The 15,579-nt window shown below is 29.7% G+C and carries 16 protein-coding genes; 1 reads left to right on the forward strand and 15 read right to left on the reverse strand.

Annotated features, from left to right (window positions below):
* Positions 1-52: 52 nt before the first annotated feature.
* The 5 genes from AX016_RS06130 to drt3a form a co-directional block, all read right to left on the reverse strand.
* The gene (locus AX016_RS06130; RefSeq protein WP_100894775.1) at positions 53-634 is read right to left on the reverse strand and encodes a nucleoside monophosphate kinase; all 582 of its coding nucleotides are present in this window, start codon (positions 632-634) and stop codon (positions 53-55) included.
* Between the two features lie 164 nt (positions 635-798).
* The gene (locus tag AX016_RS06135) at positions 799-1,635 is read right to left on the reverse strand and encodes a hypothetical protein (RefSeq protein WP_100894776.1); all 837 of its coding nucleotides are present in this window, start codon (positions 1,633-1,635) and stop codon (positions 799-801) included.
* Positions 1,636-1,779: 144 nt separating this feature from the next.
* Positions 1,780-2,286, reverse strand: coding sequence for a hypothetical protein (locus tag AX016_RS06140; RefSeq protein ID WP_157811102.1), 507 nt, complete (start codon positions 2,284-2,286; stop codon positions 1,780-1,782).
* Positions 2,287-2,719: 433 nt separating this feature from the next.
* The gene (gene drt3b / locus AX016_RS06145; RefSeq protein WP_100894778.1) at positions 2,720-5,056 is read right to left on the reverse strand and encodes an antiviral reverse transcriptase Drt3b; all 2,337 of its coding nucleotides are present in this window, start codon (positions 5,054-5,056) and stop codon (positions 2,720-2,722) included.
* A 3-nt stretch (positions 5,057-5,059) separates the two neighbouring features.
* Positions 5,060-6,565, reverse strand: coding sequence for an antiviral reverse transcriptase Drt3a (gene drt3a, locus AX016_RS06150; protein ID WP_100894779.1), 1,506 nt, complete (start codon positions 6,563-6,565; stop codon positions 5,060-5,062).
* Positions 6,566-6,887: 322 nt separating this feature from the next.
* Here drt3a and AX016_RS06155 point away from each other — a divergent pair, with 322 nt between their 5' ends.
* Positions 6,888-9,200 carry a DNA topoisomerase 3 gene (locus tag AX016_RS06155; RefSeq protein ID WP_100894780.1) on the forward strand — a complete coding sequence of 771 codons (2,313 nt, stop codon included), beginning with the start codon at positions 6,888-6,890 and terminating at the stop codon, positions 9,198-9,200.
* Between the two features lie 10 nt (positions 9,201-9,210).
* Here the strand turns inward: AX016_RS06155 and AX016_RS06160 are convergent, their stop codons facing one another.
* From AX016_RS06160 to AX016_RS06205, 10 genes are all read right to left on the reverse strand, one after another.
* On the reverse strand, positions 9,211-10,005 hold the full coding sequence (locus tag AX016_RS06160; RefSeq protein WP_100894781.1) for a CPBP family intramembrane glutamic endopeptidase: 795 nt from the start codon (positions 10,003-10,005) through the stop codon (positions 9,211-9,213).
* Between the two features lie 76 nt (positions 10,006-10,081).
* Positions 10,082-10,618 (reverse strand): DUF4269 domain-containing protein, encoded by a 537-nt coding sequence (locus tag AX016_RS06165; RefSeq protein ID WP_100894782.1) that lies wholly within the window; start codon positions 10,616-10,618, stop codon positions 10,082-10,084.
* A gap of 11 nt (positions 10,619-10,629) precedes the next feature.
* Positions 10,630-11,382, reverse strand: coding sequence for a hypothetical protein (locus AX016_RS06170; protein ID WP_100894783.1), 753 nt, complete (start codon positions 11,380-11,382; stop codon positions 10,630-10,632).
* A gap of 16 nt (positions 11,383-11,398) precedes the next feature.
* On the reverse strand, positions 11,399-11,977 hold the full coding sequence (locus AX016_RS06175) for a hypothetical protein (RefSeq protein WP_100894784.1): 579 nt from the start codon (positions 11,975-11,977) through the stop codon (positions 11,399-11,401).
* A 148-nt stretch (positions 11,978-12,125) separates the two neighbouring features.
* A complete protein-coding gene (locus AX016_RS06180) occupies positions 12,126-12,755 on the reverse strand; it encodes a hypothetical protein (protein WP_100894785.1) in 630 nt (209 codons plus the stop codon).
* A 132-nt stretch (positions 12,756-12,887) separates the two neighbouring features.
* Complete coding sequence (locus AX016_RS06185; protein WP_100894786.1) at positions 12,888-13,532, reverse strand: hypothetical protein; 645 nt, start codon at positions 13,530-13,532, stop codon at positions 12,888-12,890.
* A gap of 6 nt (positions 13,533-13,538) precedes the next feature.
* A complete protein-coding gene (locus AX016_RS06190) occupies positions 13,539-13,913 on the reverse strand; it encodes a hypothetical protein (protein ID WP_100894787.1) in 375 nt (124 codons plus the stop codon).
* 89 nt (positions 13,914-14,002) lie between these two features.
* On the reverse strand, positions 14,003-14,437 hold the full coding sequence (locus tag AX016_RS17275; RefSeq protein ID WP_100894788.1) for a hypothetical protein: 435 nt from the start codon (positions 14,435-14,437) through the stop codon (positions 14,003-14,005).
* Entirely contained in the window at positions 14,425-14,733 is a 309-nt protein-coding gene (locus AX016_RS06200; RefSeq protein WP_100894789.1) for a hypothetical protein, read from the reverse strand. Before AX016_RS06200 ends, AX016_RS17275 begins: the two co-directional genes overlap by 13 nt.
* An 83-nt stretch (positions 14,734-14,816) precedes the next feature.
* Positions 14,817-15,452, reverse strand: a complete 636-nt coding sequence (locus AX016_RS06205) for a DUF998 domain-containing protein (protein ID WP_100894790.1) — start codon at positions 15,450-15,452, stop codon at positions 14,817-14,819.
* Between the last annotated feature and the right edge of the window lie 127 nt (positions 15,453-15,579).

A 15,579-nucleotide genomic window follows, 5' to 3' on the forward strand; every position in this document is an offset into this window, starting at 1 on the left:
TAAGCACAAATCGTAGGATTTAGCACTTACTAGCTATGTTTTATACACCTTGTTAGGTACAGTCTTTTATCCGCTGTTTTATATATTCAACACTTAAATCCGCAACATAATCCATTTCTATTATTTTCCATTTAGTTTTATCAGATACGTTTTGTATTTCAATAATCTGTTCACGTCTTTTCTTAAATTCCGTTTCCCATTTTTCAATTATTTCCAAGCCATATTTATCAATCAATTGTTTTTCTTTTGGATTTTCAAAATGTTCTTTCATAAATAGATTTGGTTCACGTTGTTTAAAATACCAGATGTTTTCAAACTCAATGTTGTCATTTTTCAAGACTTTTCTTAATCCATCATATTGTTCCAAAGTTCTTGGGTATTCAAGTAGTATTATATCTCCATTGATTGTCTTTAAATTTCTTGAGATAAACCTCCCGATAATTTCCGTTGTAAGTAATTCTCCACCTTCTAACAATTTCATCATTTCTTTCCCCAAATCGTCATTATTCCTCAATTGTTCCTTTAATAATTTAGTTAAATTAAAAACTGAAGAATTCAATTCAGAGGACAATGCACTTTCCGTTAAACTTCTTGAAAGTCTCCAGTCGAGGAAAAGGATATTTAGTTTTCGCATTGTGATTTTTCAGATTATGCCTAACTAGTGTATAAACGCACACTTGCTAGTTGTTTTATTTTTTTTAAAAGCCAAATCAAAAAGATTTGGCGGACATTCTAAATAAACACAGCCCTTAGCTTAAAGCCTAAAAACCGTATAATTATAGCCATTGCTGCCCACAGTTATTTTTCAGGAGTTAGTTTAAATTCAGTTCGTTTATTTCCACCCATTCCCATAAGCGAAAAATTAGTTTCAACGTCCATAATTCCGTCATATGATATCCAATATCCTTTTTCTAAATCAAATTCAGCTATTGCTTTGTGGGACATTCTCATAAATGTTTTTTTATCAGCTTTATTTTTAGAAAACATATTCATAATTCTATTTCCGAAATCTCCAGAAACGAATTCTTCAATATCATATTCGACAACAGCAATCTTTTTTCCATTATCGCTTTTAATGTCTTTAAGTTTTACCACGTTTTTTTTGGAAAGTGTATCCGCTTTAAAGTTTTGGTCCATCGAAATCATATCAACTTTCACTTCCCATTGGTCTCCAATTGAAACTGGTTTAGTCGGAAGTTCAAACAATATCGAAATCAAGTTGTTTTGAGCACTTTTGTAGTAGAAACTCAACAATTCTCCGTCAGGACTTACTTTCCCTCTTAAAACTACATTTCCATTCATTTTAGCCATTCCTGAAAATAAAGTTTTGGTTGTGTCTGCTTTCTCTTTTTTAAGCATCATAGCAATGTCCACATTTCCGTTTTTGTCAGGAAATAGTTTTGTTTCGTATTTCAAGTTAGATAATTGTTCTTGCATTGCTTTAAACATTCCGCTCATTTTTTTTGAAATAGAATCGTTCTCGGTTTGTTCTTCGCTTTTCTCTAGAACTATATTTCGCATTACTGTTTTATAAGTCAGCGTATCGCTTATTTTCCACTTTAAATCCACAGTTTCTTTTTGCTGTGCGTTTAATGATAATGCGATTAGTATAAATGGAAGTAATAGTTTTTTCATAATTATATACAGCGTTTATGTATAAGAATAGTTGCGGGTTTGTATTCTCGAGGATTCTCCGAAAGGAAATAAGACGTTACAAACACGCAACGCCCCTTGATTAAGCACTAAATCGCAATTATTTTTATAAGGTGTTGGCAATAGTTATTTTATTTTCTTTCCGTTTCGATATTCTTTTTTGGTTTCAGTTCCGTCGTCATTCAGGCAGTATTCCGTTCCGTTTTTCTTTCCGTTAATAAATTCACATCGATATGTCATTTTCTCTCCGTTTTCTCCATAACAAAACTGAAGTCCGTGTTTCTTTTTTCCTAAATATTGACAACTATAAGTCAGTTTTCCGTTTTTAAATTGTTCAACAAGGATTTTTATTCCGTCATCATTATAAGTTGTAGTTTCAAAAATTTCGCCATCCAAATGATATTTAATTTCTTTTGAAAGGGCTAATGGTTTATTCGGATTATATATCGTTTTATTGGAAACTCTTATTTCTTTTCCATTATAATATAAATTACTCGACAGAATAACTCCATTTTTATATTCCTCTTCATAAACTAAATGTCCGTTTTTCCGTTTGCTTTGAGCAATTCCAGAAAACAGTTGGTCAGTAGCGTTTTTATAAACCAAATTAATCTCAATGTAGGCTTCTTTCATTCCGATTATTTCTTGCGAAATCAGTTCGTTGAAAGTAAAAAACATTAATAAAATTAGTAGGTTTCTCATTTGGTTTTAATTACTGCTAACGGTTTTGTATATGATTGTTGAGTGGCTAAGCACCTAATTTAGCAAATAAATCACAGATAGAATATTCCGCAAGTCCCGACACGTTGGAGTTCTTAAACAGACAGAAAAAACAAGCCTTTGCTATCGCAAAATCAGGACTAGTATATGACGATACTTACAGAGGTACTTTAGCTTAAAATTAATGGGTTTTTTACCACAGTACTTTGTTGTAGCCAGTACTTCTTATTGCTTAATATTAAAAGTAGTCCCTGACTCAGACTACTTTTTAGTAAGAACTCAGCTATAGAGTTTACTTACACCGTTTGTGTGTGTTGCTATTGCTAGCTGTCAGTTACGGTATAACTTAATATACTTCTTGACTTCTTTTTGCTTGAAGCTCTAGACCAAAATCAAAATCAGTCCATTTGGTAAACCAATATTTTTCTTGTTCAATAAGTGCTACCCTATTCTTGTATATTCCGACTTCTTTCAGAAGCTTTAGTTTATATTCGTATTTGTTGATATTATTATCAAAATTATCTTTGAATGATATAATAGAATTGACAAATTTAGTCTCTAGATTGTAAATATTTTGTCTCTGCCAAATAGATTTTTGTAATTCGTCTACATATTTTTCGTAATTTCCAATAACTCTAAATATAATATTTTTTTCTATTTTATGTAATGATTTATTTGTTTTAAACTGTTCTAAACTTTTTTTCAATGCAAATAAATAATCTTCTTGATTATGCATAGGTAAAATTGCGGAATTATAAACACTAGAAATGTCAGAGTTTAAACTATCTTTTTCTTCTTTATTTAATTTATGATTTAAAAAAGGACAAGCTAATATATCCATTAATAATAAAACTAATTCTGTTTTATCTCTCCATCCTGTTATTTTACAAACTTTATATGTTTCCAGTATTGTTTTTTTTAACTCTTTCAATATAGGTTGATAGACTTTAATATCTCTTATATAGAATAATAGGACTGTAATCGAGAAATAATTTAATTCATTGAGAAATTCCAGTGAATTATTTTTATTAATTTTAATATTTAGATAAGAGCAAAGTACCTTAAAATTTAAGCGATATTCTCTTCCAAGTTGACTTAAAGCAATCAGTAAATAAAGTGTTTCAATTTGTGTTTCTTTTTTTGTTTTGTTCTTTTGAAGTATTAAGTTAATTTCATCTGATATTTTCTTTAAAATATTATGTTTAGAGTTAGAAGTGAAAGGTTCTTTGTATTCGTTTGTTTTATTTTTTTTAAGAAAGCTGGTAGTCTTATCAATTATTAGACAAACTTTTATTGTAGAATTAACTTTAGGTGAAACCGAATAAAGGAAAAATGTTACGTCCAAAATTTCTAAAAACCCTGTCTCGAATTCTTTTTGAATTTTCTTTGAAATTTCTTCTTCTTCCTCTTCAAGCTTTTTGAATTTCTTGATTAATTTATTCGTTTTGTTATCAAGAACAGCTAAAGTATAATTCATTATATCTTTATAATCAACTTCAGATTGTTTTATAATTGATTTAAAGCGTGTAATTACGTTGTTTGAACTGAAATATAAAATTGCTTTTATTTGCTCATCGTCTTCTTGTTTATCCTTTTCTTTTAAGAGTAAATGGTTATTAAACAGGTCATTTATTTGTTGTTTTGCAATACTGATTTCTGTTATAATTGGTTTAGAATATTGAATTGACTTTTTATCATTGAGATACATTTTATATTTCTTTAATGATAATTTGAAAGTTTCCGATATTCTATCTAAATCGGATTCTAAGTTGTAAAAAATAAAATAATCATCTACATATCTAAAAACTTCATAATCAACTTTATGTATTAATTCTTTTCCGTTTTTATCACGTATTTTTAAATTTTCATAAATGTCAATATCAATTTGTTGAAGGATTAATTCAGAGAAGATACGTGAAAATTCAGGACCTATAATTATACCATTTGTTTCATTTGCGTTTAGGTCTTGCATTAAACGGTCAAATTCTCCTCCAAAAGTTGAAAGTGAAGATTCAATGTTTGTTTTTACAATATTTTTATTAAAAACTGCCCAAGATATAGTATGTGTATATATACTGTCAAAGCATTTTGTAACATCAATTTTTAAAAGCTTATTATATTTTTTTTCACTTCTGTGGAATTGATAAGACTCGTAAAACTTATGAATATTGCTATATTTTCTATAACTGAAAAATGATTTTAAGTTTTCGTATTCACTATCATCTTGCTCGATTTGAGAATGTTGTAAATCTTTGTCTTCATTTTTTTTATGAAGAACATCGTTATAAAAAGTAAAATTAGCAACTTTCGAAGGTCTACGAATTGAAAAAGGGCTTAAAGAACAATAGTAAATTATGAGTTCTTTATACTTGTCATAAAATTCAATCATATTCCTTTGATTGGATGGATGAATTACGCACAGTTCTCTAAAGTCATTTTTTTTATGTGTAATGTTAAAACTAAAAGGTGTAGTTTTTTCTTTAACATTGAATAAAATCCACTCTATTTCTGAATAGGCTTTATTGTGTCTATCTTTAAACCTTAAATTAGATTCACTTTTTTTATGTTTTAGTAAATATTTGTAGAAATATCTATTTGAAAATGTTACAGGTGTTTCATAAGGTAAAACATCTGATAATACGACTCTTTCTTTTGAGTATGAAATTGGAACTTTTTTTCGCATAAGTTATAGTTCTTTCCAGATTTTAATCATTTTTCCATTTTTAAAAGAGTCAATATTGAAACGAACAATTCTCTTTGTTCTGAAACCCTTTTCAAATGATAAGGAACCTAGTTTTGCTCGAATTTTTGAATTAGGCGATACAGGTAGAGTAGATATTTTTTGTTTTAAATATTTATCCAATTCTATTAAATCAGGATAGGGTTCAGTTAGGAATTCATTTGAAAAATAAATCCCTATAAATACATTACTCTTTCGTCTAAATAATTGATGGTTTTTGGTTAAAAATTTAAGTCTTTTATATAACAATCTTTCTGTTGTATTTTTCGCACTAGCATATTTTATTATGTCAGAACTATAATCAGAAAAAGATGCGTTTATTTTATTTTTATAACGAGTAAGTTTATCATCAGACATAAACACTTGAAGTTTGTCTTTTGTTATTTTTGTTACGGTTTTATTGTATTTTGTTTCTGTTTTTTTAGTGTAACTCAATTTGAATTTATAACCTAAATATGTTAAGTCATAACTCTGTGAGATTTTCCTTTCTCTATTCTCTTTTGTTAGATTTAAAACTTCAGTTTTGTTCGTGTTAAGTTCTAATTTAGTAGAACTCAATAAAATGTTTTTAATGTTATTTATGTATGATGTTTTACTTCTAATTTCTTTTCTGTGACTTGGCGTAAATATAATAATAATGTCATCTACATATCTTGTATAGTAGGTTACATTGCTCAGAGATTTAATTTTTTTGTCAAAGCCTCTTAAATATAGTTCAGACAAATAGGCACTAAAACCGATTCCTCTTGGTATACCTTGTCGTTCATCTGTTTTTGATTTTGTTCCGTCTGCAATTAAGATATTCCAATATTGATTTAAAACACGTTTAATTATTTTTTTTGAAGGATAACTTAATAAGCTGTTCTCTTCAATTATTGCTAATAGTTCTTTGTGAGGAATAGATTCGTAAAACTTTTTAATATCTGTTCTAATAATTATTTTAGGGAATCCATCATTCAATAAAAGTGATAATTGACCAATAATAGTTTTGCGACTGGCTTGTTTAACTTTAAAAGTCTTATAAATATTTCGCTGTAACTGTTTGGTTACAAAATAATTTTCGGGATTACGCTCAATTTCGTATAGCTGACTTCCCCATTTTATTTGTCCTTTTTTTATTTTGAGTTCATAATCTTCAATATCCGTTTTTTGAGCAATTTCAATTAGTATCTCTTGAAGAATTTTTTCTCTTGTTTTTTTTAGCTCCTGTTTTTCTTCTTTTAGTATGTCTAGTTTGGTGTAATTTCTATTCTTGATGATTTTTATTGAAAATACCTTGAAAGATTCATCCCTAATTTCTTGGTTTTTATCAATGATTAAGTTTGAAATATCTCTTGATTTTTTAAAAAAATCCGAATTAAAAAAGGCTTTATCTTCTAGGTAGCGCCCTTTTCTATTCTCTACATCAAGTAAGATTCTGAAATTTTCGTAAGAGAAGGATTGGTCTAACATTTATTGGTTTTCTGTATGTTGGTTGTATTGGCTACAACTAGTGGATAAACGCAACTCATTGCGTTTATTCCGCCAATATGGTTGTATAAACGCACATTTGGCTTGCCAGTTGTTTTTTTTGGTTGTTAAATTTTCCTACAATGTAAAACTATTTTTTATACCCTAATTACGGAAATGTGTAATTGGGTAATTTTTTAGTATAGTTGGTATTAGTTTTTTTATTTTGGTAGTAAAAGCAGCACTAAGGCTTGTTTTTTGTTAATTTCTTTCTGTACCAACCCTAAAAAAAACCACCAATAAAAACCTATTTTTGTTTTTAGTTATGAAAGTATGTATTGCAGAAAAACCAAGTGTTGCCCGTGAAATTGCCGCCGTATTAGGTGCTAATGCCAAACATGATGGCTATTACCAGGGCAATGGCTATGCAGTTACCTATACTTTTGGCCATTTATGTACCTTGTTTGAGCCTAACGACTACAAACCACACTGGAAAAGTTGGGACCTTAACAACTTGCCAATGCTACCTAATAAGTTTAAAACTAAGGTGGTAGACAATGCCGGAATTCAGAAACAATTTGGCATTGTAAAAAAATTATTTGACAAAGCTAGTGTTGTAATTAACTGTGGTGATGCCGGGCAAGAAGGGGAGCTTATACAACGTTGGGTTATAGACCAGGCAGAGTACAAAGGTGAGGTACAGCGTTTATGGATATCGTCTTTAACTACAGAGGCCATAAAAGAGGGGTTTACTAAATTACAACCCGCTACACAGTATGATAATTTATACTACGCAGGTTTTTCTAGAGCCATTGGGGATTGGCTTTTAGGGATGAACGCCACACGCTTGTACACCGTTAAGCACGGTGGTTACAAACAAATGCTTTCTGTAGGGCGTGTGCAAACGCCTACTTTAGCAATGATTGTAAATAGGTTTAAAGAAATTGAAAATTTTAAACCACAACCATATTGGGAGCTGCAAACCTTGTATAGAGATACCTTGTTTAATTGTGAGGAAGGTAGGTTTTTAAAGAAAGAAGAAGGAGAGGCTTTTGCTAAAAAAGTACAAGAAAACGATTTTGAAATTGCATCTATAACCAAGAAAAAAGGAAAAGAGTATGCGCCTAAGTTGTTTGATCTTACTGGGCTGCAGGTGTATTGCAATACCAAGTTTGGGTTTTCTGCAGATGAGACTTTAAAAATAGTTCAGAAATTATACGAGCAAAAAGTGGTAACATACCCAAGAGTAGATACTACTTTTTTACCTAATGACGTGTACCCAAAAGTAGCCGGAATTTTAAAAAAGCTAACCAAATATCAAAATTTAACAACCACTGTATTAGCGGGTAAAATAAGAAAATCTGCTAAGGTTTTTAACGATAAAAAAGTAACAGACCACCACGCTATTATACCTACAGGTGTAGAAATGAACCTGCAATACAGTCAGCAACAGGTGTATGATATTATTACCAAACGTTTTATTGCTGTTTTTTATCCAGATTGTGAGGTTGCTAACACCACAGTAGTAGGTAAGGCAGATACGGTAAGTTTTAAAACTACCGGAAAAGAAATTTTAGAAAAAGGTTGGCGTGTAGTTTTTGAAAATCCTGATGCTAAAAACAAACCAGAAAAAGGCATTTTACCAACATTTGTAAAGGGCGAAAAAGGACCGCATGAGCCATCGTTTTTAGAAAAGGAAACAAAGCCACCAAATCAGTTCACAGAGGCTAGTTTGCTGCGTGCAATGGAAACCGCAGGTAAGCAGGTAGATGATGATGAAATGCGAGAGTTGATGAAAGAAAACGGTATTGGAAGACCGTCTACCAGGGCAAATATTATAGAAACACTTTTTAGACGCAAATACATAGAGCGTAAAAAAAAGCAGTTGTTGCCTACGCAAACCGGCATACAACTTATAGCGATTATAAAAAACAAATTGTTGACTTCTGCCGAGCTTACTGGTATGTGGGAAAAACAATTAAAACAAATTGAAAGTGGCAATTACCATGCTGGTGTTTTTATAAAGAACATGAAGCAAATGATTGATGATTTGGTGTACGAGGTGCGTACAGAAAAAAGGCACGTAAAAATATCGCATGCAGCAGCAAAAGCAGCAGCTCCAAAACCCAAAAAGGAAAAGAAAACGGCAGCAATGCAGGGCAAAACTTGTCCTAAATGTAAACAGGGGCAAATTTTAAAAGGAAAAACAGCTTACGGTTGTAGTGCTTATAAAACGGGATGTACATTGGTATTGCCTTTTGTTTTTAAGGATAAAAAAATATCAGAAAAACAATACATACGTTTACTAGATAAAGGCTGTACGGTAAACTTAAAAGGTTTTAAAACAGATAACGGAACCACAGAGGGCTTGTTGCGTTTTAATGATGATTTTAGCTTGGTTTTAGAAGAAAAAAAGACTGTTGTAAAACAGAAAAAAGAGCAACAACAAGAGGTTCCAGACCCAATGCCGTGCCCTGTTTGTACTACAGGTAGTGTGCTAAAAGGCAAAACAGCTTATGGTTGTAGTAATTATAAAAATGGCTGTGATTTTAAGTACCCTTTTAGTTTGCTAAGAGAAAAAGCAGCAGACAAGCCTTTAACCAAAGAACTGGTGTATAAATTATTAAGCAAAAAGTAGTAATGCTTTTTTAAGCATTACTAGCAGTAGTTTTTACAAGCTTGTATTTTGTCATTAAAAATATGCCGTAAATAAAACAAGGCAAGGCTAATACTGTAATTAGTGCAGCAGTCTCTAAAGACATAAGTTCGCTTATTTTTTCTTTAATAGGCATACCTACAACATCTAAATCTGCTACAAAATCTATTATGGTGTGCACAATAATTAAAGGGTATAGTCTTTTTGTTATTACTAATAAAAAGCCAAACATTACACCAATAAAAGTAGCGTAAATAAGCTGTGCCAACTCGCCATAAATACCGGTATCAAAATTTAAAAGATGAATAACACCAAAAAAGAGTGCTGCGGTAAAAACAGAGATGATACTATTTTTACGTGTGTTGCCTAAGTAATTTATAAGGTGAGATTGTAAAAAACCTCTAATGCTTAATTCTTCTGCAAAGCCTATAGAAATACAGTATGTTAAAAAAAGCAATACGTTTGGCAGCAATGTTTGTATATCTACAACATCTATAATTAGTATGTTTAAGAGTACTAAATATATTAGAGGAAATAGTAACAGGTACCATTTGTTTACTTTTCTTTTTTGAAGCCCTGCTAATTCTCCAAGCTTATTTTTTTGAATAAAAAAGTAAGAAACAACAATTAAAATTAAATTGGCACAAATATTTAAAAGTGTGTGTATGGCATAGGATTCAATTTTTTTTTGAATGAAAAGGTATGATAGGTATTCTCTTATGCTTAAAATTAAAAGTAGAGCTGTAATAAAAAGTAATAGCTGATTCCAGAACTGTTTTTTGGTCATAACAAATGGTCTTAGTAAGGTTGTTTACTTACTAGACGTTAATAACGCTTATAACGTTGCCTAAACAAGGTTGTTTTTAGTGTATTTTGTCTTTAAGTTCTAGTAATGCAGCATACGGGTCTCCTTTTAAACCTAATAATTTAGCAAAAGCGGGTTCTGTTTTTATGCCGCTATTTTTTAATTCTTTTATTTGTTGCTTAAAATCAACTCCCTTTTCTTGTAAAATCTGATGCTCTATAACCATATGCAGGTATGCATTTTGCTTGGTTGTAGGTATATCTTGACCAAATATTTCAAACAAAAAATGCTCTGTTCTAAACTCTGCAATTGTAGCTGTAATGTTGTTTTGTAAAGTGGTATAAACTTTAAAGTTTTTATAAGTAGAAAACTCCTGTTGCAAGTATGCTAAAAACTCAGCGTTATTTTTACATTCACAAATAATATCTAAATCACTCTCTTTAATATCAATATCTATTGGTATTGTACCAGTTAAAATAGGATTGTACTTTTTAAGTTTTTCTAGAATTTTATATTTGTTTAACTCAGAAAAAGCCAATCTTTGTCTTTGGTTTCCGTGTTTAAGGTATGCTATGTTTTTAAAGTTTATTGCCAAGCCTTTATGCTTTAATCGTAATACTCGTTTCCGTTAGCGTCTATATAACCTGTTTTATTATTGGTGGTTGTAAATTTAGCCAATCCGTTAACAAAAGGCTCTACATCTTTGTATTTAACTTTTGTAATGTTGTAATACCCAACCTTATTGTTTGTCTGTACTTTTAAAATGCCGTTTGCGTAGGTTACAGCATCAAAATAACGTACCGTATTGTTGTATAAAACACCTTGTTTTTTGCCTTTGTTAATTAATACAGCATTTAAAAATATTTCTGTAGCGTAAAACATAGATTCGTTAGCATCAAACGTTACTTTTTTTGTTCCATTTGGAAAATTAATTTTATCAATTCCCTCAGCACTTATACTTTCAATTTCTTTGGGTGCAACGTTTTCTTCACCATCGTAACCCACTAATTCTGTTACAATAAATGTATTGTTTTTGCGTAGTATTTTATAGGTGTAATTTGGTACTGTGCCACAAACTTCTGTTATTAAGTTAGCTTCTTTTACTTTAGCGCCATTTTCGTTAATATAAAACATACTATTTTTTTCATCTAAAACTTGTAAAAAACCATTTAAGCGTACAGCTGTTTTTAGGTTTTTAAAAATCACTTTTTCATCATTCTTATGTACCTCAAAAGTGTTTGTATTTAAATTTTTATACAGCTTAAAATTGGTTCCAAAAGCAGAAATTAACGAATCTTTTTTTTGTGCAAAAGAACTCATTGTGCTTATTGTTAAAATAAAAATAAAAAGTGTTTTCATAGGTTGTTTTGTTACACTAAGCTAACAAATTAACAGGAGTAACCATATCATTATTCTTATAGCTTAATACGTAAACAGGTTTTTCTTTTTTTAATGGATTTGCTATTACAAACTCTATAGTGTTGTTTGTATACTTCTCAAATATAATATTAGCTTTTGCAGTAGCTTCTTCTTCGGTTATAGTGTTTGCTTCTAGTTCCTTATTAAGAGCTTCTATTTTAGGATTTACATCTTTATCGTTTACAATAAACTGCTCAAGAGCAATATTTTTTTTAGCTAAAATTTTAGCAGATTTATTAGCAATTATAACACCTCCAATTTGCCATTCTTTTTGACCTTGACCATTGGTTTCAAAAACAATATACCCAACAGTTCCAGATATAGAATATACAGGCGTATTTCGTTCTAATTTAATCTTGTATAGTTTTTTTAAACTGTCTATTTCTTTTTCTGTGAGGACTCTATCATGGGTTAAGTTTTCTAAAATGCTGGCTTGTGTCCTTTTCATATCTCCTTTGCCTTGGTAATAGTTAATGATACTTATAATACCTACAACTAGCATAATAGCAAATAAGATTAATTTAATGTAACCCATAATTTTTGGTTTTTTTAAAGCAGTAATATGCTTTTTTACAGTTTGGTTAAGGTGTAATTTGTATACACTACAGTAGTAACTAACGCTTTTTTAGTAGATTAGTTGTGTGTTAAATGATAAATTTAGGAGATTTTGTTTAAATGTTTTTTCAATTTTTTCTTAATTGATGCTCTCCTTTTACTAATTTCCAAACTCCTAAACCAAAAAGTAATATTGCAGGTATACTTATGCTTCCTTTGGTAAGTAAAAAAATATTAATTAAAATAGAAACAACCAGTAATACAATACCAATTGTTATGTTCTTTTTTCCTTTTTCTCTTAATTTATTTTTTACTTCATTTAAATAATTAGAGTCAACATTAAAGTTTTCTTTCAAATCATTATCTATTGTTTCTTTTGATTCTCCTTCAAGTTTTTTAGATTCAATATAGTTTACAATTATATTTTCTTGTGACTGTTCTTTCTTTATAACATCAAACATATCTATGCCCATTGTATTCAGCTTAAATTTGATATTTTCAATAGATTCTCCAGCTTCTAATTCTTTTTTAATATAATTTTCAGGATCAAAATTGTCTCTTAGTTCTTGCTCGTTCTTTTGGTTTATAAGGTGTTTGGTTATTTTAGAAGCTTCCTCTAACTCATTTCGCTTAATTAACTCTTCTTGTAGTAATACAATAGCTTCAGGTTTTAAACCGTCTATTTCTTTAGCAATATTTAATAGCTTATCGGTAGTGAAAACTGAATAATTTTTCCTTATTTCGTTTAAGTTAGACATTGTAATACGATTATTTTTTGGTTAAGAATTTGAGATCCTAATTTAGAATATAAAAATTAAACCAATTTTAAAGGGTGTAATATTTTAAATGAAGAGCTTAAAAGATAGTAGATTGTTTAGCCAAGCTGTTTTTTACTTCTTAAAAAGCACTTCTTTAAACGTATTTTGGTTATCCTCTGTAATTGGTGGTAGCTCTAGGTGAGCGTGACCTTCATCAAACATTTTACCAGTCACTTTTTTAACTTTATACCATGATTCTTGCGTTTCAGATACAACACTAATGTTGTAATGGTTTTCTTTTTCTAAAATGCGCATACTACCATTAAAATTGGCTATATCTGCGTAATTAAAAGAGTCTATGGCATTACATACAAACGCTACGTTTTTTTTAATTGATTCTGTTTGTAAATAATAAGGTGTTTTTTCTTGAGTATTATAACCTGCAGGATTAGCAACGGTGCTTTTGTAACCAGATCCAGTAGTTAAATTTACACCAACACCGTCATAAAAAACAGTATTTAATGGCAAGTACATAACAGGATTAGAAAAAGCAACATAAACCTCTGTGCCGTTACTTTGTACACTAGTTTTAGAAAAATTTTCTAAGCTTACATTTTTATCGACCAAAGGCAGAGCCAGCTTAATAATAGAATCTCTACCTAATTCTATCAATTGCTTTACTTCTTTAGTCATTTTAAACTTGTTTGTTTTTTGGGCATAACTAGCAGAAGAAATAAGAGTAATTAGAATTAAAATTGATGAAAATTTTATTTTCATAAAACTCTATTTTAAAAGACCTATTCCAAACGGACTTTCTGCATCTTCTGAGTAATCTCTAAAAAATCCCCATCTGGTTTTGCTAGTAATATTTTGCTTTTTAGCTCCACCTTTAAATCCATCATTACAGTCAACATCAAATGAAATAGCTATTAATTCATTATTCTCATTAAAATCAAACGACTTATAAGTAAGAGTAATTCCGTTAGAAGCTAATTTCTTCTTTATATTAATTAAATCATCAGGCTGTAAATTACTATTAAATATAATTTCAATTTTTAGTCCGTTTGGCTTTGTTTCAGAATTTTTTTCATTAGTGTTAAACGCACTAAAGGTTACAAATAATAGTAGAATTGGTAATGTTTTTAATAGGTTTTTCATAATAATTATCGTTTTAAAATTTAAAAAATATGATAATACACACTAGTATTAAAGGCGTGTGCAACGGTTATTTTTATTAGTTATAGCAATTACTCACCAACTAGTCCTAATTCTTTCTTTATATCTGTTCGTTTAGATAATACAGTAGGATTTACACCCCATTTACCAGCAATCTCCATAACTAACATTTCATCTGCATAGGTTAAATCTTGTCTTTCAAAATATGCTTCATTCTCAGCATCTTTAGAGAAAGAATTAAATAGAGTTAATTGGTCCTCGGCATCAGTTGGTTGTCCAAACACTTTAATGTTTTCCATACTTTCACCAAGATACGAATAAATTCGTTCCATTTTTCCATTCTTAGACTTCATCCAACTATGGTATTCTACTACTCGGTTGGTACCAAAGAATTGTGCTTCTCCAAACTCTGCACTTAAATAATTTAAGAGAGTTTCTAATGTAGCCATATTTTCTTTGTTATCTCCTTTGTTTACCAATCTATTTCCGGTAATTAAGGTCTCCATTCTCCAATTTGCGGAGTAATGTAAATTCCGTCCTCATAAGCTGTTTTAATACCACTTTTCCAATTTGCCGGTTTAATGCTTTTTAATTTAATAATTTCAGCAAGTTTTTTTTTCTGATTTGTTTTTACAGCAATCCAAACCATCTTGTATCCAAAATCTAAAGGATTATCTATAGTGTCAGAAACAGTTAGTGCTTTTTGTTTATTGTGAAATTCAGAATTTACACCAGTTTTTTTAGCATACCAAACAGAAATTATAATCAGTAAAACTATTCCAATGATAATTAAAAACTTCATTTTTTTGTGTTATAGCAAGTGGTTAGTATTATAGTTGGTATATGAAATTAGTATTTAACTTAGATTAAATGTCAAAAATTATATCAATTAAGATCATTATTGCCTGTTTTTTTTATTCTAAAAGCACATATCAATACCCAAGTTAAAATTAATAATTCAATAACTCGTTGGTATAGGCCTAAAAAATCTGATTGAAGATTAGAAAATAATAAAAAAACCAAACCAGCACTTAGAGTACCTAAAATAATAGATGAAAAAGAAAGAGCCTTGTAATTAGAGAATTTTGTTAAACCAATACCCGCTATAATAATGCTTATAGGAACAATAGCATATATTAATAAGGCTGATAAATTATGTATTACTTGCGAAATACTTGGGTTTATAAATTCGGGATTACAACCGCTATCACAAGCAAATATAGACGTTACAATAGTTCCAATACCATAGAATACACCAACACCCAAAAATCCAGTTTTTATTAATTTAGAAGAAGGGAAATACTTAATTGCAACAAAGCAAAAAATAGTAAATAAGATGCCACTAGGTATGTAACCTAAGATTCTTAACCATACCCCATATTCTGTATCTACTGCATAAGTTTCACTTATGTATTGGCTAGTAACACTATAATCATCAATTAATAAACCTCCAATAAGAGCGCTACTTATAAATATGATTGTGGCTAATACACCTATTAAAGATACTGTTTTGTTACTCATTTATTATTTTTAAATTGTTGGTAAGGCGTTTATGTATAAAATTTAGTAGGGATAATAAGTACTCTAGTTTTGGTTTGTAACTTAGCTAAAAACAAATATTATGTATTGGGTTTAAATAGCTAATTTC

Source organism: Cellulophaga sp. RHA19 (assembly GCF_002813425.1).
GTDB lineage: Bacteria > Bacteroidota > Bacteroidia > Flavobacteriales > Flavobacteriaceae > Cellulophaga.

What these genes read in the sequence shown, in the direction of transcription:
- AX016_RS06130 (WP_100894775.1), bottom strand. Translation starts at nt 634, where the DNA reads ATGCGAAAACTAAATATCCTTTTCCTCGACTGGAGACTTTCAAGAAGT.
- AX016_RS06135 (WP_100894776.1), bottom strand. Translation starts at nt 1,635, where the DNA reads ATGAAAAAACTATTACTTCCATTTATACTAATCGCATTATCATTAAAC.
- AX016_RS06140 (WP_157811102.1), bottom strand. Translation starts at nt 2,286, where the DNA reads ATGAAAGAAGCCTACATTGAGATTAATTTGGTTTATAAAAACGCTACT.
- drt3b (WP_100894778.1), bottom strand. Translation starts at nt 5,056, where the DNA reads ATGCGAAAAAAAGTTCCAATTTCATACTCAAAAGAAAGAGTCGTATTA.
- drt3a (WP_100894779.1), bottom strand. Translation starts at nt 6,565, where the DNA reads ATGTTAGACCAATCCTTCTCTTACGAAAATTTCAGAATCTTACTTGAT.
- AX016_RS06155 (WP_100894780.1), top strand. Translation starts at nt 6,888, where the DNA reads ATGAAAGTATGTATTGCAGAAAAACCAAGTGTTGCCCGTGAAATTGCC.
- AX016_RS06160 (WP_100894781.1), bottom strand. Translation starts at nt 10,005, where the DNA reads ATGACCAAAAAACAGTTCTGGAATCAGCTATTACTTTTTATTACAGCT.
- AX016_RS06170 (WP_100894783.1), bottom strand. Translation starts at nt 11,382, where the DNA reads ATGAAAACACTTTTTATTTTTATTTTAACAATAAGCACAATGAGTTCT.
- AX016_RS06175 (WP_100894784.1), bottom strand. Translation starts at nt 11,977, where the DNA reads ATGGGTTACATTAAATTAATCTTATTTGCTATTATGCTAGTTGTAGGT.
- AX016_RS06180 (WP_100894785.1), bottom strand. Translation starts at nt 12,755, where the DNA reads ATGTCTAACTTAAACGAAATAAGGAAAAATTATTCAGTTTTCACTACC.
- AX016_RS06185 (WP_100894786.1), bottom strand. Translation starts at nt 13,532, where the DNA reads ATGAAAATAAAATTTTCATCAATTTTAATTCTAATTACTCTTATTTCT.
- AX016_RS06190 (WP_100894787.1), bottom strand. Translation starts at nt 13,913, where the DNA reads ATGAAAAACCTATTAAAAACATTACCAATTCTACTATTATTTGTAACC.
- AX016_RS17275 (WP_100894788.1), bottom strand. Translation starts at nt 14,437, where the DNA reads ATGGAGACCTTAATTACCGGAAATAGATTGGTAAACAAAGGAGATAAC.
- AX016_RS06200 (WP_100894789.1), bottom strand. Translation starts at nt 14,733, where the DNA reads ATGAAGTTTTTAATTATCATTGGAATAGTTTTACTGATTATAATTTCT.
- AX016_RS06205 (WP_100894790.1), bottom strand. Translation starts at nt 15,452, where the DNA reads ATGAGTAACAAAACAGTATCTTTAATAGGTGTATTAGCCACAATCATA.